Source organism: Mucilaginibacter lappiensis (assembly GCF_900155965.1).
Taxonomy (GTDB): domain Bacteria; phylum Bacteroidota; class Bacteroidia; order Sphingobacteriales; family Sphingobacteriaceae; genus Mucilaginibacter; species Mucilaginibacter lappiensis.
This window is the reverse complement of the sequence record NZ_FTMG01000010.1, coordinates 219,417-239,947: the sequence shown is the minus strand read 5'-3', so window position 1 is coordinate 239,947 and position 20,531 is coordinate 219,417. Positions and strand designations below refer to the sequence as shown.

The 20,531-nt window shown below is 42.2% G+C and carries 17 protein-coding genes; 9 read left to right on the top strand and 8 right to left on the bottom strand.

The features are described from left to right. Positions 1-330 (top strand): transposase (locus tag BW976_RS19005; protein WP_139332344.1); only part of this gene is annotated, 330 nt, incomplete at its 5' end. 80 nt (positions 331-410) lie between these two features. Here BW976_RS19005 and BW976_RS19000 read toward each other — a convergent pair. Further along, the gene (locus BW976_RS19000; protein WP_076375353.1) at positions 411-2,027 is read right to left on the bottom strand and encodes a hydrolase; all 1,617 of its coding nucleotides are present in this window, start codon (positions 2,025-2,027) and stop codon (positions 411-413) included. Between the two features lie 200 nt (positions 2,028-2,227). Between BW976_RS19000 and BW976_RS29470 the strand changes: the two genes are divergently transcribed. Continuing rightward, entirely contained in the window at positions 2,228-2,482 is a 255-nt protein-coding gene (locus BW976_RS29470) for a hypothetical protein (protein WP_076375351.1), read from the top strand. A 258-nt stretch (positions 2,483-2,740) separates the two neighbouring features. Beyond that, a complete protein-coding gene (locus BW976_RS18990; RefSeq protein ID WP_076375349.1) occupies positions 2,741-2,965 on the top strand; it encodes a hypothetical protein in 225 nt (74 codons plus the stop codon). 225 nt (positions 2,966-3,190) lie between these two features. Here BW976_RS18990 and clpB read toward each other — a convergent pair whose 3' ends face one another. Then, positions 3,191-5,812 carry an ATP-dependent chaperone ClpB gene (gene clpB / locus BW976_RS18985; RefSeq protein WP_076375347.1) on the bottom strand — a complete coding sequence of 874 codons (2,622 nt, stop codon included), beginning with the start codon at positions 5,810-5,812 and terminating at the stop codon, positions 3,191-3,193. A 181-nt stretch (positions 5,813-5,993) separates the two neighbouring features. Between clpB and BW976_RS18980 the strand changes: the two genes are divergently transcribed. Beyond that, positions 5,994-7,310, top strand: coding sequence for a sensor histidine kinase (locus tag BW976_RS18980; protein WP_139332343.1), 1,317 nt, complete (start codon positions 5,994-5,996; stop codon positions 7,308-7,310). 5 nt (positions 7,311-7,315) lie between these two features. Here BW976_RS18980 and BW976_RS18975 read toward each other — a convergent pair whose 3' ends face one another. Continuing rightward, entirely contained in the window at positions 7,316-8,587 is a 1,272-nt protein-coding gene (locus BW976_RS18975; protein WP_076375343.1) for a DUF1501 domain-containing protein, read from the bottom strand. 19 nt (positions 8,588-8,606) lie between these two features. Next, positions 8,607-10,586: a DUF1800 domain-containing protein gene (locus BW976_RS18970; RefSeq protein ID WP_076375341.1), complete on the bottom strand. Its 1,980-nt coding sequence runs from the start codon at positions 10,584-10,586 to the stop codon at positions 8,607-8,609. A gap of 180 nt (positions 10,587-10,766) precedes the next feature. Here BW976_RS18970 and BW976_RS18965 point away from each other — a divergent pair, with 180 nt between their 5' ends. After that, positions 10,767-11,159, top strand: coding sequence for a hypothetical protein (locus BW976_RS18965; RefSeq protein ID WP_076375339.1), 393 nt, complete (start codon positions 10,767-10,769; stop codon positions 11,157-11,159). A 592-nt stretch (positions 11,160-11,751) separates the two neighbouring features. Further along, entirely contained in the window at positions 11,752-12,075 is a 324-nt protein-coding gene (locus tag BW976_RS18960) for a hypothetical protein (protein ID WP_076375337.1), read from the top strand. Here the strand turns inward: BW976_RS18960 and BW976_RS18955 are convergent. Beyond that, positions 12,072-12,971 carry an SMP-30/gluconolactonase/LRE family protein gene (locus tag BW976_RS18955; protein WP_076375335.1) on the bottom strand — a complete coding sequence of 300 codons (900 nt, stop codon included), beginning with the start codon at positions 12,969-12,971 and terminating at the stop codon, positions 12,072-12,074. The genes BW976_RS18960 and BW976_RS18955 overlap by 4 nt on opposite strands. 635 nt (positions 12,972-13,606) lie before the next feature. Between BW976_RS18955 and lysS the strand changes: the two genes are divergently transcribed. Then, entirely contained in the window at positions 13,607-15,328 is a 1,722-nt protein-coding gene (gene lysS, locus BW976_RS18950) for a lysine--tRNA ligase (RefSeq protein ID WP_076375333.1), read from the top strand. A gap of 115 nt (positions 15,329-15,443) precedes the next feature. Here lysS and BW976_RS18945 read toward each other — a convergent pair whose 3' ends face one another. The 3 genes from BW976_RS18945 to BW976_RS18935 form a co-directional block, all read right to left on the bottom strand. Further along, on the bottom strand, positions 15,444-16,133 hold the full coding sequence (locus tag BW976_RS18945) for a TOPRIM nucleotidyl transferase/hydrolase domain-containing protein (protein ID WP_076375331.1): 690 nt from the start codon (positions 16,131-16,133) through the stop codon (positions 15,444-15,446). Continuing rightward, positions 16,130-17,545 (bottom strand): AAA family ATPase, encoded by a 1,416-nt coding sequence (locus BW976_RS18940; protein WP_076375329.1) that lies wholly within the window; start codon positions 17,543-17,545, stop codon positions 16,130-16,132. Before BW976_RS18940 ends, BW976_RS18945 begins: the two co-directional genes overlap by 4 nt. Positions 17,546-17,956: 411 nt before the next feature. After that, positions 17,957-18,178, bottom strand: a complete 222-nt coding sequence (locus BW976_RS18935; protein ID WP_076375327.1) for a DUF6965 family protein — start codon at positions 18,176-18,178, stop codon at positions 17,957-17,959. Between the two features lie 367 nt (positions 18,179-18,545). Here BW976_RS18935 and BW976_RS18930 point away from each other — a divergent pair, with 367 nt between their 5' ends. Further along, a complete protein-coding gene (locus BW976_RS18930) occupies positions 18,546-19,268 on the top strand; it encodes an SDR family oxidoreductase (RefSeq protein WP_076375325.1) in 723 nt (240 codons plus the stop codon). Between the two features lie 40 nt (positions 19,269-19,308). Further along, positions 19,309-20,295, top strand: coding sequence for an amidohydrolase family protein (locus BW976_RS18925; protein ID WP_076375323.1), 987 nt, complete (start codon positions 19,309-19,311; stop codon positions 20,293-20,295). Positions 20,296-20,531: the final 236 nt, after the last annotated feature.

The following is a 20,531-nucleotide window of genomic DNA, read 5'->3' as shown; positions in this document are numbered from 1 at the left end:
AATGAATTTAAAAACATAAGTACTCCTAAACAATACGCTTGTTATGCCGGCGTAGCACCTTTTGTGGAAGAATCAGGTATATTCAAAGGGAAAGGCAGAGTATCACACATGGCAAATAAAAAAGTAAAAACACTTTTACATATGTCGGCCATTGTCGCTATACAATACAACCAAGATCTGAAACAATATTATCAGCGAAAAGTAAACGAGCAAAAGAAGAATAAAATGAGTGTGATCAACGCCGTTAGAAACAAACTTATACTAAGAATATTTGCCTGCGTTAATCACAACTCACACTATGAAAATAATTATCAAAATTTACTTGCATAGATCATAGAAATCGAAGTTTTTAAAACTCCGTAAGTTTCAGGATACTTCCCATCTCCCTTTTATGAGAGATCCGGAAATACTTATATAGCTTTAGCCAGCCACAGCGAAGCATTTAAGTGCAAAGCCGGGTGTGAAGTAAAGCCTGAAGGTGAATCACCAGACCAGCCATTAAACAGGCTATCACCGGTATCGCCGGTACCGTCATCAGCAGGAGAGCTATCACCTATCCAAACAATACGACCAGTTCCATAAGTAGCCAATAAAGCCATTACATTACTGTTACCGCCATTGGTGGCTGAATTACGCCAGAATAAGCCTTGTACGCTTGAGTTATTTGTTGGTGTCAATGTTGCTGTTGAACCATCGTAAAAGGCCAGTTTTGAGGCTGTGCCGGTCGCTCCATTCAATACTTTTTGCGCATTGGCATTGGTACCGGTGTACACATTAGTTGATGGACTTTCATTAATATCTACATAATTAATGTTGAAGCCAAATGGATTGTTGTTATTGATACCGTTATTGGTCATCAGGTCATTCCAAACACGGGGTGAATCATAACCATCACCATCTCTGTCAGACGGATTGTAACCATTGGCATCCGTTCCGGCAGTGGTAGCAGCGGTATGGTCGGCAATCATAAATAAACCGCCACCGTTATTAACAAAGTTCATCAAAGCGGTTTTTTCGGCAGCGGTAAATAAACGATTGGGTTCATCAACAACAAAAACATCATAATTGCTTAAATCCTGTGGATTTGATGAATCTCCATAAGTAACAGTTGATCCGCTTGGCAAGGTTTCAACCAGTTCACCTAATTTCACTAATGAAACGGCCCATGATGATATGCCACCTTTCCAGTAAGTTTCAGGAGTACTGGCAGTAATGCCTGTATATGATGGTGTTGGGATGCGTTGCGCTTTAGTTTCTACAGTTGTACCTCCAGTATAAATTGGCACATTTTCGGTACCATCGGCATCTATCTGCCAATCGGCGCTGCCTGCATTTTCCAGGTGACTTGCATCAAACAGGAATTTTTTTCCGGTAACTACTACCGGTGGAGGAGTTGTGCCACCACCACCGTTATCATTAATAGTAATATCGTCAATATTGATACGGTTAGTGCCGCCTGTTAATTTACGGATCTCTAAACGGGCACTGCCAGTTACATTAATGGTGAACGTTTGTACAGCCAGTGTTGCGCCTGTTGTTATGTTTGAACCCGATTGAGCCCAGGTTGTACCGCCATCAACAGAATAAAACAAACCCCATTGACTTGCAGGATCACTACCATAAGTTGCAGAACTAATAGTAACTGTGCTTATGCCGCCGGTTACATCAAACAACATGGTAATTTTACCGGTATTACGTATACGAGCACTCCACGACCCGTTTTTTTGATCGGCGCTCAGATTGCCGATCAACGCATCAAACATATTCCATGGATTGCCAGACAGGGTTACATTGTCGCCGCCGCTTGAACCTGTTGGGGCTACATCATAAGCTGTTTTTGGGCTGGTTGATCCAACTTCGAAACCCTGTGTAAGGGATATCGCCTGGGTTTTAATGTTTTTGCTGATGGAAGCGGCTGCATCAGGAGTTTGACTTTTAGGAGTACTGTTTTTCTGACAACCCATTACCAGCATTCCGGTAAGGGCAGAGGCTACGAATAATAGCCCGGGTTGGGTAAATTTAAGCATAGTGATTTTCGGTAAGTTTATATATGTGTCGGTACTAAATAATTGTGTGGTAAACTTCTATAAAAGTTTATAATCAAACATTTACACAATATTAACATATTATTAAATATTATCAAGAATATGAGTACAAGGCATTTAAATGAAAAAACTCACTCATTCATAAACCGTTAGATATAACAACTATTTGATTATATTTACATGTGTTCAATAGCCATATCAAAGCTTCGTTTAAAAAATACCTGCTGGCTTTTGGCTTCATGGTTAGCTTTTTTGCGCTGCCGGGCTATGTAAGCCAAAATATTCCCGGCAATAACCGCGTGTGGGGTACAGAACTGTTCTCTGATAAAAATTTCGTTTCAAAAGGTGGAATCAGTTATAAAAGAGGGGTACAGAACTGTTCTCTGATAAAAATTTCGTTTCAAAAGGTGGAATCAGTTATAAAAGAGCAGCATTAGCTTTTTATACCAATATCCCTTCATCCCTTGCCGGCAGAAAATATGCCGCTCAAAGAATTAATGCTGATAATAGGCTCACACTAACCCGCCACAGGTATTTAAAGCAATTGTTTTTATCTACTAAACATTACTTCACCTATAACATTGATCACCTGTATCGTGCAGCCGATCATCATGATAATGCCACCTTTTTCCAAATAGGCTAATCTGGCCTGTTTATCAAAAATTCATATATAAATTTTATTCCATGGCTTAGCTATGCTTAATGCATATCAGGCGCACACGGCTATCGGCATGAAAAAGCTAAAAAAAGTATTCAGGCTTTTTTGCCTGGTACTGTTTTTATTATTGGCTGTTACCGGTGTAGCTATAACCGGAGCAGGACCAACCCAATCAAAAAACAGGGACAGAATTATGGACAACGAAACCTTAATAGAAATGGTTGAAGAAAAAAGCAAGGAAGATGACGAGGAAAAACCATGATCCTTAATATATAATTGTGAACCTATTCCGCCCGTCATTGCAGTAAAGAGCCCCACCCAACCCTCCCCGAAAGCGAGGGCTTTAAAATATTTCGAAAAGTCTCCCCTTCCGGGGGAGATTTAGAGGGGGCTCTTTGTTTCGCACCTCGCAGCAATGACGCCTTTTTTATTAACGCAAAGAGCCACCCAAATGGGTGGCTCTTTGCGTTATAATGGATTTATTATTTTATTGTTTTACCGCCTCGTCGGTAGTTTTTGGAGTGTTTAAAAACACAAAATTGTTATCAAACATATCCACTTTGATGGTACTGTCCTTATCAACTGTGCCAGCCAGGATCTGCTTCGATAGCTCGTTCAGGATCTTTTTCTGGATGACACGTTTTAGCGGACGGGCGCCAAACTGCGGATCGTAACCTAACTGGGCCAGCCAATCCAATGCTTCGTCGGTAGCTTCCATCGTGATACCCATTTCGGCCAGGGTTTGTTTTACCTGGTTAAACTGCAGTTTCACAATATCATGTATCTCATCGCGGCTTAGCGGGGTGAACATAATGATCTCGTCAATACGGTTCAAAAACTCCGGACGGATAGTAGCACGCAGTAATGTAAACAGCTCGTTCTTAGTTTTGGCTATCAGCTCTTCGCGGTTATCATCCTCCAGCGTTTGGAAATTTTCCTGTATAATGTTTGAACCTATGTTGGAGGTCATGATGATGATAGTATTCTTAAAATTCACCAAACGGCCTTTATTATCAGTTAAACGACCATCATCCAATACCTGCAGCAAGATGTTAAACACATCCGGATGGGCTTTCTCGATCTCATCCAACAATACCACGCTATAAGGTTTACGCCTTACAGCCTCGGTCAGTTGGCCGCCTTCATCATAGCCTACATAGCCCGGAGGCGCTCCAATCAGCCTGGAAACCGCATGGCGTTCCTGGTATTCGCTCATATCAATACGCACTAATGCGCTTTCGTCATTGAACAGATACTCTGCCAGAGCTTTGGCCAATTCAGTTTTACCTACACCGGTTGTACCCAGGAATATAAATGAACCGATAGGCCTGCGCTTGTCCTGCAAACCGGCACGGCTGCGGCGTATAGCATCGCTAATGGCTTCAATAGCCTCTTCCTGCCCGGCTACACGTTTGTGCAACTCTTCTTCCAGGTGCAGTAGCTTTTCGCGCTCACTCTGTATCATTTTAGAAACAGGGATACCTGTCCAGCGGGAAACCACACCGGCAATATCATCGGCAGTAACCTCTTCCTTCAGCATACGGCTGTCGCTTTGGTTTTCCAACAGGGCGGCTTTTAGCTTTTCCACTTCGGCCTGCGCCTGTACAATGGTTCCGTACCGCAATTCTGCCACTTTACCATAATCACCGGCACGCTCGGCCTGTTCGGCTTCCAGCTTATAGTTTTCAATCAGTTCCACCTTTTGGTTAATACCATCAACCAGGTCTTTTTCACCTTTCCATTTGGCACGTAAGGAATCGCGCTGAGCCGACAGGTTAGCTATCTCTTCACTCAATTCACCCACTTTACGGTCGTCTTTTTCCCGTTTGATAGCCTCCCGTTCAATTTCCAGCTGCATGATACGACGTTCCAGCTCATCAACCACTTCAGGTACCGAATCCATTTCCAAGCGCAGTTTAGAGGCGGCCTCATCCATCAGGTCGATAGCCTTATCGGGTAAAAATCTGTCAGAAATATATCGTTGCGACATTTCCACCGCGGCTATAATGGCCTCGTCTTTAATACGCACCTTATGGTGGGTTTCGTAACGCTCTTTCAAACCACGTAAGATGGATATGGCATCGGCAGTATCCGGCTCTTCCACCATCACTTTCTGAAAACGGCGTTCCAACGCTTTATCTTTTTCCAGGTATTTCTGGTACTCATTAAGTGTGGTAGCGCCAATTGATCGCAGTTCACCACGGGCAAGGGCCGGCTTCAATATATTAGCCGCATCCATAGCGCCTTCGCCACCGCCAGCACCTACCAGTGTATGGATCTCATCAATAAACAGGATGATCTCGCCATCGCTTTGGGTTACTTCTTTGATCACGGCTTTCAGTCGTTCTTCAAACTCGCCTTTGTATTTGGCACCAGCTATCAAGGCACCCATATCCAGGGAATAAACCACTTTGGTTTTCAGACTCTCAGGCACGTCGCCTTTAATGATCCGGAAGGCAATACCTTCGGCAATGGCTGTTTTACCCACACCAGGTTCCCCCACCAGGATGGGGTTATTTTTGGTACGGCGCGATAGGATCTGGATCACCCGGCGAATTTCATCATCACGACCGATAACTGGGTCGAGCTTGCCCGATTCGGCATACTCATTCAGGTTACGAGCATATTTATTCAGGGCATTATATGTAGCTTCGGCATTCTGATCGGTTACTTTACTGTCACCACGTAAACTTACTATGGCTTTTTTGAGGTCTTTTTCATTTACGCCAAGGTCTTTTAACAGCGAGCTGATAGTACCGCCGGCCGTTAGTATACCCAATAGGATATGTTCAACCGATACAAATTCGTCTTTAAATTCCTTTAAATACCCCTGCGCTTTTTGCAAGGCCGAATTGGTATCTGATGACAAATAAATATTGCTTCCGCTTACCTTGGGGTATGAACTGATCTGCGCGTCGAGCGTTTCATTCAACCGGTTAAGGTTTACGTTTAATTTTTTTAATAAATAGGTTATAACATTTTCATCAACCAGCAACAAGCCTTTTAACAGGTGCGCGGGTTCAATTGCCTGTTGTTGATTACCAGCGGCAATTTCCGAAGCCTTTTGTACGGCTTCCTGGGCTTTTATTGTAAAGTTGTTAAAGTTCATATTGATGAGTATTAATCAAAACGCTTGCCACTTAATGTTAAGTGAAAAAAAGTCAGGTAAATATAAACTTAAACGACATTTTGACTTGTTATTATTTGAAAAATTTCTTATTAAATTTTGATATTTTTGCCCGACAACCTTATATGCGATACCATTGAATACTCATTTCTTTTTCAACAGCTTGCCAGCAAAATATAAGGCATCTTACAGGGACTATTATACCTATCAAAACCTGGTTGCTATAAGGGCCGGAAGCATTATATTTTTGGTGTTGAATGTGGTTATAAGGATACTGTATTTTGTTTTTCCGGTGAGTCTTACGCGTGCCCAAAATTTCCCGGAATTTAGTTTGAGTAATTGGGTGTTCATTATTATCACACCCATTTTCCTGATTGTAAGTAATCTGTTCATCGCAAATTTCAAAAGCCATAAAAAAGCAACTGCCGGTATGTCACTCCTGGTGTTCCTGTTTTCGGTATACATCATATCCTGTGGTATGTATTCCAGTTTTATTGCCACGTCTGATCCCAGCAATGCTTTAACACTGTACCTTATTGCCCTAAGTCTCATCAGCGCTATATATGTGTTTGAGTATTACGAAACTCTTATTTTGATCATTACCATTGAGATACTTTTTACAGCTCTTTTATTCTACAGTCAAACCGGCTCCACTCAAATGGTGTATAATCAGCTGATATCTGCCATTCTGCTTTCTGCTTTTTATCTTACTTCCAGGTACTTTTTCTCTTACAAGGTCAATTATTACCAGCAGGTGATCGAGATCAGGGAAAAGAATGTAGAAATAGAAAAAGCAGGTGAATTTAAGAACCAGGTATTAGGTATGGTGGCTCATGACCTTCGCAACCCTATCGCGGCGGTAGAATCGCTGGCCATGATCATGGAAATGGATCATGACCTGAACGATGAAATGCAGGAGAACCTGAATATGATGAAGGCATCCTGCATTAAAGCCCGAACCATTATTGATGATTTGCTGGAAGCTGCCCGCAATGACACCAATGATGTTTTTGAAATGGAAAGAACGGAACTGAATCAATTGCTAAAAGGCATTGTAAACGATTGGGAGATACAGCAGGACCTTAAAGCGGATGTAATATTTACCAGCAACATTAACCCGGCTTATGCCAAAGTAAATAAAGAAAAACTACACCGTGCCATCGATAATCTAGTCAGTAATGCGATCAAGTTTTCAAAAGATAACAGCCGTGTAGATGTCAGGCTAAATAAAAAGAGCGAAGAACTGGTTATTGAAGTACAAGACTACGGCTTGGGCATCCCAGCCGACATGCTCCCGGATGTATTTAACCGTTTTTCAAAAGCACGCAGAACCGGCCTCCGGGGCGAAGAATCAACCGGTCTGGGCTTAAGTATCGTACGCCAGATAGTCGAAAAACATAACGGCATTATCGATGTAGAAAGCATCGTGGGCCGTGGTACAGTTTTTTCTATAAAACTTCCCACTGCCTGGCTGGGATAAGATAATTACCCCCGCATTACCCCTATCCTGTTACCGCTCCAATCAGGAAACAAAACATGATCGTTATTGATGTTCAGGTGCCTGTCTGCCACTTCACTAAACACGCTTCTAAAATCGGTGGTAACTGCCAAATCCCGACCATCTTCGAGGTTTTCTACAGCCAGGGGCTTCATATCGCCATGAACCAGTCCGCCGTTAATATCATTCCCTAAAATAAAGTTACATGATGCCCGGCCATGATCGGTGCCGCCGGTGCCATTTTGATGTACGGTACGCCCAAATTCGGTCATGGTCATCACGGTAACATCATCCTGGTAAGCTCCTAAATCGGTCCACAAAGCGGTGATACTACCACTCAGATCGGCTACGTTACGGGCAAATATGCCATTTTCAGCTCCCTGGTTGAAGTGCGTATCCCAACCATTTGATTCGGCAAAGGCTACTTCTAATCCTACATCCATTTTAATCAGCTGGGCTATTTGCTTTAATGAATTACCCAATGCCGAATTTGGATATACCGCGTTGTTGGCTGGTGTATAGTTTTTAATGTTTGTTTTCTGCAGCATTTTAACCGCCTCAAAGCTTTCTTTACCGGTCTGTTTTAACAAGCCAGACGATGTTTGATCATACAGATCTTCAAAGCTTTTAGCAGCCATATTGGCACCCATAGGGTTACCGCGCATCTGGATAGCGAAATCCTGCAGGTTACTGATCGATACTGAAGGATTATCGCCGTAAAAAGATCGCGGCATAGCCGATGTCATGCTCACCGCTGTAAATGGCGTTAAAGCGTCATGACCCAATAAACCAACCGCCCGGTTAAGCCAGCCGCTGGAGGTTCCTTTATTGAAAGGCGTACCCGATTCCATATAATCCTGTGCATCAAAATGCGAACGGGTATTGTTTGGCGATCCGATACCTTGTACTATTCCTAATCGTTTTTCACGAAACAGCGGTTCAAAAGATTTCATGGACGGATGCAAGCCAAACCTGCCATCCAGGTCAATTAGCGGTGAACTGTTACCCGCTTTCGCTGCCGACATAAACAATGTAGGCCGGGCATCCTTTAAATATTGATCATTAAATGGTGTCACGGCCATCAGGCCATCCATAGCGCCCCTTTGAAATATACAGATAAGCGTTTTACGTTTTTTATAGGGCGATATGATCTTTTCGCTTGCGGCGGCTTCGGCTAAAAAGCCGGGGATGCCACCCATTAAGCCCACACCCAATAAGGCTAAGCCTCCTGATTTTAAAAATCCTCTTCTTGATACCATGATCTTATGTTTTTATAGATTAACGTCGTTGATATTCGGGTGAACCAATGATCACCCCTACTACCTGTCCCAGCATAGATTTGTTGTTACCCGGAGTTTGCATGGCCATTACATTATTGGGGCGCTTCCCTTGTGCGGCCAATTTATTATCTGCCATCATCTTCTCCGGTGCGGTCATGCTCTTTTCGGCGGGTTCCCCCACTTTTGCATAAAGCTTATTAGAACTTGCTTCATCAACCCGTTGAGCCAGGTTTGGGTCGGTAAGCAATGGTGTAAGGCGTTTAATGGTTTCGTCGAGCTTGCGCTCCGGCATGATCAGTTTGCTATAGATAGCTAAGGCAGCCTGAGCGCTTTCGGGTTCATGATGGTTGTTTAGCGCCGCCAGGTCTATCTTTACGCCAGGTATACGCCCGGTGGCAAGGGCCAGACCAAAATTCATCCTATTGAGCAACGCGCCGGTATTGATCCAGTATTGTCCCTTGTCCGGAAAACCGGTCGGAGCCTGGTAATAATACATCTTCTCACCCATCTTATTTATCCAGTTATAAAGCTGATAAGGTTGCTCTATATCGGCATGCAGACTGCGAACAGAACCTATAGCCAGTTCAAAAGGTGATTTTGTTTTTTCGCGCAGCGCGGATGCATTCCAGAATTCTGGCGCACTTACCATAGTAATCAGCACCTGTTTAATATCACCATCCTTATCCAGGAATGTTTTAGCCATTTTATTGATCAAACTCTGCGGAGGGTTATCGCTCACAAAACGTACCGCTATTTTACGACTGATGAATTTTGCTGTAGCCGGGCTATGTGCCAGCATGGATAATAGCTGTACCCCTTCCTGGTATCCTTCATCCGGACCAAAATGTTTACCCAAAACCACCTTCTCTGTCTTATCGTGACGGTTGGCATTGAATAAGAAATCGCTATCGCGAACAAATCTTCGATTCTCCAAACGATCGGCTCCTATTTTATCCATGATGTTTTTTCCCAGCTTACCATACTGACCTATCGGATATATTGTCCAGCCGGTTAATACTTTGGCGGCTTGGGTTACATCCTGCTGCGTGTATCCTCCGTCAACACCCAGGGTATGCAGTTCCATTACCTCACGGGCATAATTCTCATTTAATCCTTGTGTATTTTTTGCTTTTTGTAATTTGTTTACCAAGGCGGCACGCCTACCGCTATCCACCATCTGGCTAGGCATATTTTGTAGCTGCGCCGCACGAATCAGTTTTTTTGCTGCTGGCACATTACCGTTAGCAGCCGAGCTGGTAAAATTATCCAGGTAGTACAGCATGGCTGGCGATTTGGCTGTAGCCAGCAAAATATCATTGAATTTACCTAAAGCATTAGGGCGGATCACATCGCGCTCATAGGCGGGTATAAACTGAGCGCAATCGTTTTTGGTGATAGATACATTAAAATGATTGAACCAAAAGCTGGTCATTACCTCCTGCAACTGGTTATTGGTATAAGCTGCACGCAATATCTTTTGATTGATAAACTGCCTGAAAAGTTCTTGCTCGGGTTTCATTCCATTTTGCTGCATATAGTTTTGCAGCACATCCCGGTACGATTTTCGGTCAGTTTTCACAGAATCTTTGTTGACCACGCCCGCGCTTATAGCCATACGCAGCACCTGCGCGTTTTTTGGAAATTCAGTAACCACTTGGGTGTTAGTCAGCTTGATGGCATCATACGGAGCTAATAAGCGGTTAAGGGAATCATCCGGAAGATCGGCGTCCATTTGCTGCTTAAACCAGTTTTCCAATCCGGACTTTACCACTTCATCAATTTCGCCGGGAGTGGCGCCGTAGGTAAACCGGCTTAATAAATGCGCTGCCGCCTGTCTTTCCGTTAAGCCTTGTTGCTGATACGGAAATTTCCATCTGAATGGCGAGTTATGGCTATATGCAATAAAAAATGACGAAAGCGATACCGTTCCCAAAATCAGCAACGAGATGCAACAGAGGCTCTTTATGGTCCTTTTCATAGATGATCATTTGCGCAGGATCATGAATTTATAAATGTTTCGACTTTAATATGACATTTTGGTTTAACTATAAATATGAGTTTTTTGTGTTAACTTTCTGTTACTTACAATCTTTTTATATTTATTAAACCAAATGGGCGTCTGTTTGTCATACCAAACAAATCATCAATAAAATAGAAAATGAAAAAATTAATTTTAATCATAGCGTTGGTAACCGGACTAAATGTATTGGCCAATGCCCAGCAACAACCTGCTAAAACACCGGCTCAAAAGGCTGCGCATAAAACACAAAACCTGCAAAAGAGGCTGATGCTTACCACCAGTCAAACCAAGCAGGTAAACGCCATATTTTTCACCGAGGCTACACGTATGGATAGTTTAAAAGCACACAAAGCTGATAAAAAAACCAACAAGGCCACCCGCAAAGTTATCCAGGCTCAAACTGATCAAAAATTAAATGCTGTTTTAACCGCTAACCAGAAAAAGGCTTTTGCCGATCTGAAAGCTGACAAAAAAGCAAAACATGATCAGAAAAAAGCTGATGATGCTGCTAACGCTGCTCCAAAGCAATAATTTAATACGATCAAATAAAAATTCGGAAAGCTGTTCCTGTTTGGGGCAGCTTTTTTTATTATCTCTTGAAAAAATGTCCCGCAACCTGTTTAAAATATCCTCTAAAGAGGTATTTCAAGTCTCCAGTGGGACCTAATTTTGTCAGCGAAAAGCCATTTATTTTACAACCCTGGCAGTAAAATCACACTTAGCTTACAAATTTTCATCGCTTTAGGAGTGATTATTAACATACGCTACATGATAAATCTAATTGATATTCAATACTTAGCTGTAAAAATCGAGCTTGATTGTATTATTAATATCATATCCCAAGCGTTATATGATTAACAAATTGTTAACACTCAAATATTATCATTGAAACTATTGCAATACAAAACATGTTTACTATATTTGTACCATAGTTATTGTAAGGAGCTGGCAGGCAGCAAATGATGGTTCGACTCCTCCCTTGCAACTCTTCTCATAATTTAGGTTTATAATTGGTTAGAACGCGCCCCTGCCCATCAGGGGCGCTTCTTGTTTCTATACATTTATAAAACAACTAAGGCAAACAAAGTTTAAAACCTGCTGTATTATTCTAAAATAATAACCTATGAAAAATCCGGCTACTCTTGTTTTAAAACACCCCGACGGTACTTCAAGGAATATTATTGTTGAACCCATGTTATGGCCCGATCTTACCGACACAGGCACTTATAAGATTTATAAAACCGCTATAGATAATGAATCGGCCTTGTTTACCGAAGCTTTAGAGATAGATGAAGATAAACCAGCCCTGCCAGACGAAGTCAATCCGGATTACCTGGGCAGCATTACTACTGAACCAATACGCCAACGATGGAAATATACCGGCGACTTGCTCAGCTCTGATGAACAGCAACAAGTAGCCCATTTTATAGAAAAGCAAGAGTTTTAATCAAACCCCTTTACTTTCATCTGCATAATATACACTGCCTTTGAAGCGGTAATGAACAGGATATCCTTGTTTTTGCCACCGAAACATACATTGGCCGACCATGGCTCATCAATATCTATATGCCCTATTTTTTCGCCCTGAGGATTTACAATGGTCACACCTTTACCGCATAAATAAATATTCCCGCGCTCATCAATAGCCATCCCGTCGGATCCCTGGGCGATGAACAGTGTACGGTTACTCAAGGAACCATCCTGGTTGATATCATACTTATAAATCTTGCTGTCGCCGATATCAGCTACATATAGTATTTTACCATCGGGTGTACCTACAATACCGTTGGGGCGTACAAATCTATCGTCAACAATAACCGCTTTATGTTTGCCTTTGGCCAGGTAATACAGCTTTTGCCCATCCAGATCTGGCTTTTTTCGGGTCCAGTAATCGCGTTGATAGTAGGGATCGGTGATATAAATACCACCGTTAGGATGTATCCAAACATCATTAGGACCATTAAACAGGTGTCCTTCATAATCTTTCAGCAGCACGGTAACTTTACCTTTGGGGCTGATGGACCATAGTTCATCTTTAGCATCAGCACAGCTAATGAGATTGCCTTTTTTATCAAAATACATCCCGTTGGAACGGCCTGCGCTATCCAGAAAAACCGACAGCTTGCCATCGGTATCATACTTCCAGATCTTGTTATTGGGCTGATCGGTAAAGAATATATTGCCCTGTTTATCCACAGCAGGTCCTTCGGTAAAGGAAAATTGCTTGGATACCAGTTGTGGTTTAGTACCGGCATCGTACAAACCCGGAGCATCCTGACTAAACGCACTGCCCGATAAGGCAACTAAAAAAAAGAATACAGGAGCTAATTTTTTCATCATCATTATAATAGGTTTTTCAAGTGTTAAAATGTGTGGTTCAAAAACTTTTTAAACCTTTAATTTTAACACTTTTCTGATCAAAAACAGCATAAAAACAGGAGAAAAACGTTCAAAAAAACTTCATTTTAACACTTTTTAACAAATTTTGACACAGTTTTGAGCGGTTTTAAAAACTTTAAAAAGTATTAAATACTTGATTTGCAGAACACTAAATATAAAACGGTCGGTTTTTGGCCTTATTTTCTCTTAACCAAACAGCCCGATTCTCTTAAAAAAGAACCGGGCTGTTTAGTTGTATAAAGATACGAAAATGTTGGGAGAATAGCAATCTCATAGACTCACCCCGGCATCGCTTTGCTCGCCGATCCTCTCTTCGCCTACGGCGGAAAGAGGGGACGAAAAGACTAAGGATTTGGGGAATAATGAACAAAGATAAAGTGAATAAAAAGTCCTTGTTCCTTGCTCCAAAAATCGTGGTTCCCCAACCCTCTTTCCGCCGTAGGCGAAGAGAGGATGATCCAGCGAAGCGCAGATCTGGTGAGTCGATTTCTACGCCCTTTCACTCCTTCTAAAAAAACTCAGCCCCAAACTCATTAAAAACGCTATTTTTGCAAATTATTTAAAATACCGTTTATAGCATGAGTATTGCACTATCCGAACAGGAAATTATACGCCGCGAATCTTTACAACAATTAAGGGCATTGGGCATTAACCCATACCCTGCCGAAGCTTTTGATGTTAACGCCTGGGCACAGGATATTACCGATAACTTTAAGGACAAACCCGAGGCCTACCAAAATGTAGTAATTGCCGGTCGTATCATGACCCGTCGTATCATGGGTAGCGCGTCATTTGCCGAGATCCAGGATTCAACCGGTCGCGTGCAAATTTATCTGAAACGCGATGATATTTGCCCGGATGAGGATAAAACTTTATACAATACCGTATTTAAGAAACTGCTGGACATTGGCGATTACGTCGGCATCAAAGGTTATGTATTTTTAACCCAAACCGGCGAAATCTCTGTTCACGTTCGTGAGCTGATCGTGCTTTCCAAATCGCTTAAACCCCTGCCCGTTGTAAAACGCGAGGATGATGGTACCATACATGATGGTTTTACCGACCCGGAGCTCCGTTACCGTCAGCGTTATGTGGATTTAACGGTCAACCCCGAATATAAAAATATATTCATCAGTCGTTCCAAAGTGATCAGCGCTATGCGCGGTTATTTCAACGAGCAGGGCTGGATGGAAGTGGAAACTCCTATACTGCAGCCTGTACATGGCGGCGCTGCGGCACGTCCGTTTGCTACGCACCATAACACGCTGGATATGCCTCTGTTTTTACGTATCGCCAATGAGCTGTACTTAAAACGCCTTATTGTGGCCGGTTTCGACGGTGTGTATGAGTTTGGTAAAATGTTCCGTAACGAAGGCATGGACCGTACCCACAACCCGGAGTTTACCGCGATGGAGATCTATGTAGCTTATAAAGACTATATATGGATGATGAAAATGGTTGAAGAATGCCTGGAAACTGTGGCCCGTGCCGTACATGGCATCCCGGTAGTACAGGTAGGCAATAACGAGATCAACTTTGCAGGTCCGTACGAAAAACTGTCGATGTATGATTCTATCCTGAAATATACCGGTATCGATGTATCGGCCATGGACGAAGCTGCTTTGCGCCAAACTTGTGCCGAACTTAAAATTGAAGTTAACCCAACCATGGGTAAAGGTAAACTGATCGATGAGATTTTTAGCGCCAAAGTAGAAGCCAACCTGATACAGCCAACCTATATAACCGACTACCCCATCGAAATGACCCCGCTGGCCAAAAAACACCGCAGCAAGGAAGGCCTTGTGGAGCGCTTTGAGCTATTTGTGAACGGCAAGGAGATAGCCAACGCCTATTCGGAGTTAAATGATCCCATTGATCAGCGTGAGCGTTTAGAGGAGCAGTTAATACTGGCAGGCCGTGGCGATGACGAAGCGATGGCTATGGACGACGATTTTTTACGCGCCTTGGAATATGGTATGCCGCCAACATCGGGCCTGGGTATCGGTATCGACCGTTTGGTAATGCTGATGACCAACCAGAGCACTATACAGGAAGTATTGTTCTTTCCGCAGATGCGCCCCGAGAAAAAGGCAAAAGTGGCCACCGCCGATGATTTTGTAAACATAGGCGTACCCGCCGAATGGGTGCCTGTATTAAATAAAATGGGCTTCAATACTGTGGAAGAACTCAAAGCCGGCAACCCCAACAAGGTTTTCAACGACCTGGGCGGTATGCGCAAAAAACTAAAACTGGATATTACCATGCCTACCAAAGAAGTGGTGATGGCCTGGTTTGAATAGTTCTGAACTTTGATTAAAGGATTCTAGGATCAATATCTTTTTAAAGAGACGCATTATGTGCGTCTCTTTTTTTGTTGGTGCATTCTCACCTGCCATAAACGGATATGTCGCAAGGCTATTTTTTTAAGATATATCCGCATAGTTCTTCGATTTCCGGAATATGGGTCATGTATTTATCGAGTTGTTCATTCTCTTCGTGAAGGGTATAGGCTAAACGCAAGGCCTTTATATCTTTGCTACCAGTCAATTGCTGAACAGAAGGCTGATAATAATTCTCTAGTTCACCTTTCGACCAGATAAAGATGCGGTTTTCCCGTAGTCGTTTCTGCATAGCTGTAAATCCCTCAAGGGTCATCGTCTCAATGATGATCTGCTCTCGGCTGCCTTTCGTGTAACGGCTCTGCATAAAACTAACTATCTCTTTAAGATCTGCATTATCAGCCTCCAATGTGCCAGCGATAATCTGCTCTAAAAGTTGCTGAAATACCTGTGCATCAAAATTTTTATCGACATTTTTGATCCGCTCATTAATTCGCTGGTAATCAACTTCCATTTGTCCAATAGCGGTCTTTACCTTCATAATTTGCTCTATAATGTCAACTAACTTAAAATGCTCGCCCAGTTTTCGCACCTCATCCTTATAACAATCAAGATCCCCCACGATCAGATATTCGATTTCAAAACATTTCAACATCCTCGCATAAATGAGAAAACTTCCCTTACCATTAACACGAGCTACTGAGATATTTTCGTAATCCAGCTTTTGCTTAATACCCGTTATCTTATCTACAATGGCAGGGATCAAGAATACCTCCCCCCTTCGACCAAAACTACCTTGTCTGCAAAAAAAATCTCACTATTATTCGACCATAGAAAGCGTTTGAGTTCTAGGGTAAGCAAAGTAGAAGTATTTTGATCCAACTGTTTGGCAATCGTAAAGTTACCTCCTGTGTCTTTGTAAACCCTAGTATTATTGAACAGATCAACATGTTTCAGATATTCAGTAGAGTGCGTGCTTATAATTAATTGCCGCTCTTGTTTTTCTGACCCACTTAGGAATTTATTAAGTTCTGCTGATATTACCCGACGCGCTTGTGGATGTAGAAATAGTTCGGGCTCTTCTGCAATCAGCAAGGAACTATTATTATGATAATCATTACAATAAAGCGAGAATAGTGCAATAATTACAGCACTTTGAATACCTGTTCCTTTTTCGTGTATAGGTCGGTCGATACCATCGTTAACGAAAAGTTGCACATTTTTATACAGCTCGTCCTTGGCATTATCCAAAAATTTAAAAGAAATAGCCTTATGAGCGATAGCACCTTCTAACAGTGTTTTCACCATCTGAATATTAGAAGCAAATACAGTATCTACCCTGCTCTTTATCTCTTCCGCACTGAGTCTTATAAGTTCCTCGTAAGTCTTGCCAGAGGATTCTTCCAACAATATTTTGTTTTTATTCCATATTCCTGCGACTAGTTTCCCGAACCAAGAATAATGGACCAATCGTAATTCAGTTTTATGGCTCCGTGTAGCGCTGATTACAGTAGTGGTCAACAAAGAGTCTCTTAGCTTTTTGGAAAGGAAATGAGTTACCCAATAATGACCTTCCGCACAACGAACGATTAAACCGAAACCCATTTTTTCTTCATCCAAGCGAGATTTACAGAAAAAAACTTTAAGGCTCCGAGCCGTTACAAGGAAAGCATGCAGATTGGCGGCTGGCATCCATTTCGTTTTCTTTGCCTTACCGTTCCCATATTGCTCAAGCACCTCTACTTCTGACCTGTTCTCTAACTCATCAAGGCTTTCAAAAAGATCATAATTTACAATGATATCACCTGTCTTTTCATCTTTAAAATAAAGGTCCTTGCTATTATGAATGCGGGAGAAAGCGGTCTGCTTTTTGATCGTCATGATCATATCCTGATCAATATCTCTACCTTCAAGAGTTACCTCAAGAAATAAATGATCTGCTGGAATCTCTACAATTTCTCCTGTATCTTTAATAATATCTTCGTAAGTATAAAAGTCGTTATCTCCAATTAGCTGATAAGTTGGAAATTTTTCACCGACTAAGATTTCAATTCCCCGTATAATATTGGATTTACCACAATTATTCTTACCGACAATAACATTTTTGCCGTTGGCAAAACGTACGACAATTTCTTTGAGACTACGATAATTAGAAGCGAAGAACTGAGAGATGAACATTTGTGTAAGGTTTTATCAAATCTAATAAAAAAACCAGCTAGTAGTTCGGTAAGGTTGACTAAAGCTTATCATATCGAGTAATTTTTATATCCCCCCACTACCGCAAGTCCCGCTTGTGGTTACCATGCCGAGCAACTGTTATATCACCCTTCGCTGGCGCACGCGTGCCGCGTGTGTTTTTATTAAAATATCCTTTCGTTCCCTCAGGGTCTCCTGAAAGGGACCTCGAGGTTGCCGATGAGCTTATAAATTTCACAAGCAGGACGCTTGCGGATACTTCGCTATTAAAAGAGGTTGTCTCATAAGCAAAATCGAGGCTCTGAGAATCGCATATACGAAAACGTTCTCCACCACCTATCCGAAGAAATCAAGGAAAAAGAGGCTGTTCCCATACTTATGAGACAGCCTTTTTTAATAGCGAGGTATTTCAGGACCTGCATAAGGGTTTTCGAGGGCATTTATGATTTGAATAAGCCTGTGCTTGGCATGCCCTCCTTTATCCTCTGTTTTAAGTGTGGCTAAATTCCTTTCCACGGCATCCTTAACGTCGAATTGTGTAATCGCCCTGTCGATCCTGAGGGTTTGGGGCAGCTGTGCTGTTTCAAAATAGTCTATTATTTCCTGATCGGTCATTTTGCAAAATTAGAAACATCCTGATGAATGATAAACTCTTTTTATGATTAAATAATGGCTTATTCAAAATCCCGCTAGTGCCACAAGCGCCTGCATCCGAAATTTATCTTGAACTGGACTTCGAAACCTTATCACACTTTTCACTTGCTTTCAAAAAGCTATTCGGACAGAGCCTAACCGAACTGACCAAACAAAAAGAGTATACCCACAAATAGTCCTATAACTACCAACATTGGTACATTGCTGCTTAAAACAGGAGTATGTTTCTTTGCGTTGATGTATTTGAGCACTGTTTATTAATAATAACGGGCTCGTTTTCAGCTTAAAAAGCTTTAATCTAAGGATACATCAATCAAAAACTATCATAATGAAAACAGTATTAATCACCGGGGCCAACAAAGGAATCGGTTTTGAAACGGCAAAGCAACTGGCACAATTCAACTACTTTGTATATTTAGGCAGCAGGGATAAAAAACTCGGATTAGAAGCGATACGGAAATTGAATGACCTGGGTATAACCAATGTGGAAACTATAGTAATTGATATAGCTGATATTAACTCTGTACGCCAGGCAAGGCAGCAACTGGAGCGCAAAATTGACTCTTTAGATATTTTGATCAATAATGCGGCGATTGCCGGCGATCAGCCCCAAAATTTTTCTGCATGTAAACTGGAAAACCTGCGGGCGATATTCGATGTCAATTTTTTTGGAACCATACAAACCACACAGGAGTTTCTGCCTCTGCTCAGAAAATCCAGCCAACCATCTATCATCAATGTTTCCAGCGAAGTTGGTTCTCTCGCCGGGCATAGCAGCCCAAACAGGAATGTAGGCCGGGATAAATTTCATGCTTATGGTTCTTCTAAAACGGCGTTAAACGCTTTTACCATAATGCTGGCCAATGAACTCCGTGATACAGGCGTTATGGTTAACAGCGTTACACCAGGGCATACAGCTACCGACCTCAACCAATTTCAGGGTACAAAAACTGTAGAACAGGGCGCGGTACCTATCGTAAAACTAGCCACACAGGCTCATCCGGATATCACAGGAAAATTTTTCAGGGATGAGGGTGAAGTAGCCTGGTAATTCATGTAATGATCTTCTTTAACCTATATATCAATTTAATATGCGAATAGTAACATTGGAAGAACATATCTCCTTCCCGGAAATAGCAGCTCAAATACCTAAAGATGCCCTGGGTGGTTTTGGCCAATCAGAAAGGATGCAGCAGCTTATACCCAAACTTGCCGACATTACCGGAGAGCGCCTGCAATCAATGGATGCCAATGGCATTACCATGCAGGTACTCTCTGTAGATAGTTCGGGGGCTAACCTGTTAAGCCCGGAAAAAGGTCCGGCTTTTGCAAGGCAATATAATGATTTGATTGCCCAAAGGATCGCGGGTTTTGAGCATAGGTTTACGGCTTTTGCCCACCTGCCCATGACAGCCCCAGCGGCTGCGGCCGACGAGTTGGAACGCGCTGTAACCGAATATCATTTTCGCGGCGCCATGATCAGGGGTGTGACTCAGGACCAATTTTTAGACCAGCCTGAATTTGCGCCGATATTTGAACGGGCCGAAAAGCTGGACGTACCCATTTACCTGCACCCTGGCCTGCCTCCAAAAGGTATAGCTGACATTTACTATAGTGGCTTACCTACCCATTCGGGCATGGCAGAGGCTTTAGCCTGTTACGGCTGGGGATGGCACTCGGAAACCGCCCTGCATGTTTTACGCCTGCTCTATTCCGGAATTTTTGATAAGTATCCCAAACTGAAACTGATTATTGGTCATATGGGCGAAATGTTACCGATGATGATGGCCAGATCAGAAAGAGCACTTAAACCCGGAAACGGGGGTGCAAATCAGCGTACGCTTACCGATACCTTCCACCAGCAGGTTCATATCACCACCAGTGGTTTTTTTACTCAGCCGCCGCTCAAAATTGCTTTAGATACTTTTGGCATTGATAATATTATGTTTTCTATTGATTACCCATTTAGCACCAACGAAATGGGTATGGAGTTTTTAAATGCAATTGAACTTCCTGATGAGCAGGTAGCAAAAATTTCTCATGACAATGCGGATAAGCTATTGAAGTTAAAGATATAAATATCGAAATTACAATGGTTCTGTATGAAAAAATAAAAACAGATAGGCGCTTATACGTACATCTTTTTATGCTACTTTTGCTCTCCGAAGCCCTACAAATGGGCTTCTATCCTGCCTATTTCGATACGCAACTCTGCATCAGCAATTTAATAACAATTTATTAATAAAAGCTTAAAGCAAACGGTACTTTGTGTTTAATTATGTTGATTATACTTGCAATAAACAACTATCAAAAA

What these genes read in the sequence shown, in the direction of transcription:
- BW976_RS19000 (WP_076375353.1), bottom strand. Translation starts at nt 2,027, where the DNA reads ATGCTTAAATTTACCCAACCCGGGCTATTATTCGTAGCCTCTGCCCTT.
- BW976_RS18955 (WP_076375335.1), bottom strand. Translation starts at nt 12,971, where the DNA reads ATGATGATGAAAAAATTAGCTCCTGTATTCTTTTTTTTAGTTGCCTTA.
- BW976_RS18975 (WP_076375343.1), bottom strand. Translation starts at nt 8,587, where the DNA reads ATGGTATCAAGAAGAGGATTTTTAAAATCAGGAGGCTTAGCCTTATTG.
- BW976_RS18960 (WP_076375337.1), top strand. Translation starts at nt 11,752, where the DNA reads ATGAAAAATCCGGCTACTCTTGTTTTAAAACACCCCGACGGTACTTCA.
- lysS (WP_076375333.1), top strand. Translation starts at nt 13,607, where the DNA reads ATGAGTATTGCACTATCCGAACAGGAAATTATACGCCGCGAATCTTTA.
- BW976_RS18940 (WP_076375329.1), bottom strand. Translation starts at nt 17,545, where the DNA reads ATGTTCATCTCTCAGTTCTTCGCTTCTAATTATCGTAGTCTCAAAGAA.
- BW976_RS18965 (WP_076375339.1), top strand. Translation starts at nt 10,767, where the DNA reads ATGAAAAAATTAATTTTAATCATAGCGTTGGTAACCGGACTAAATGTA.
- BW976_RS18935 (WP_076375327.1), bottom strand. Translation starts at nt 18,178, where the DNA reads ATGACCGATCAGGAAATAATAGACTATTTTGAAACAGCACAGCTGCCC.
- BW976_RS18990 (WP_076375349.1), top strand. Translation starts at nt 2,741, where the DNA reads ATGCTTAATGCATATCAGGCGCACACGGCTATCGGCATGAAAAAGCTA.
- BW976_RS18925 (WP_076375323.1), top strand. Translation starts at nt 19,309, where the DNA reads ATGCGAATAGTAACATTGGAAGAACATATCTCCTTCCCGGAAATAGCA.
- BW976_RS18930 (WP_076375325.1), top strand. Translation starts at nt 18,546, where the DNA reads ATGAAAACAGTATTAATCACCGGGGCCAACAAAGGAATCGGTTTTGAA.
- BW976_RS18970 (WP_076375341.1), bottom strand. Translation starts at nt 10,586, where the DNA reads ATGAAAAGGACCATAAAGAGCCTCTGTTGCATCTCGTTGCTGATTTTG.
- clpB (WP_076375347.1), bottom strand. Translation starts at nt 5,812, where the DNA reads ATGAACTTTAACAACTTTACAATAAAAGCCCAGGAAGCCGTACAAAAG.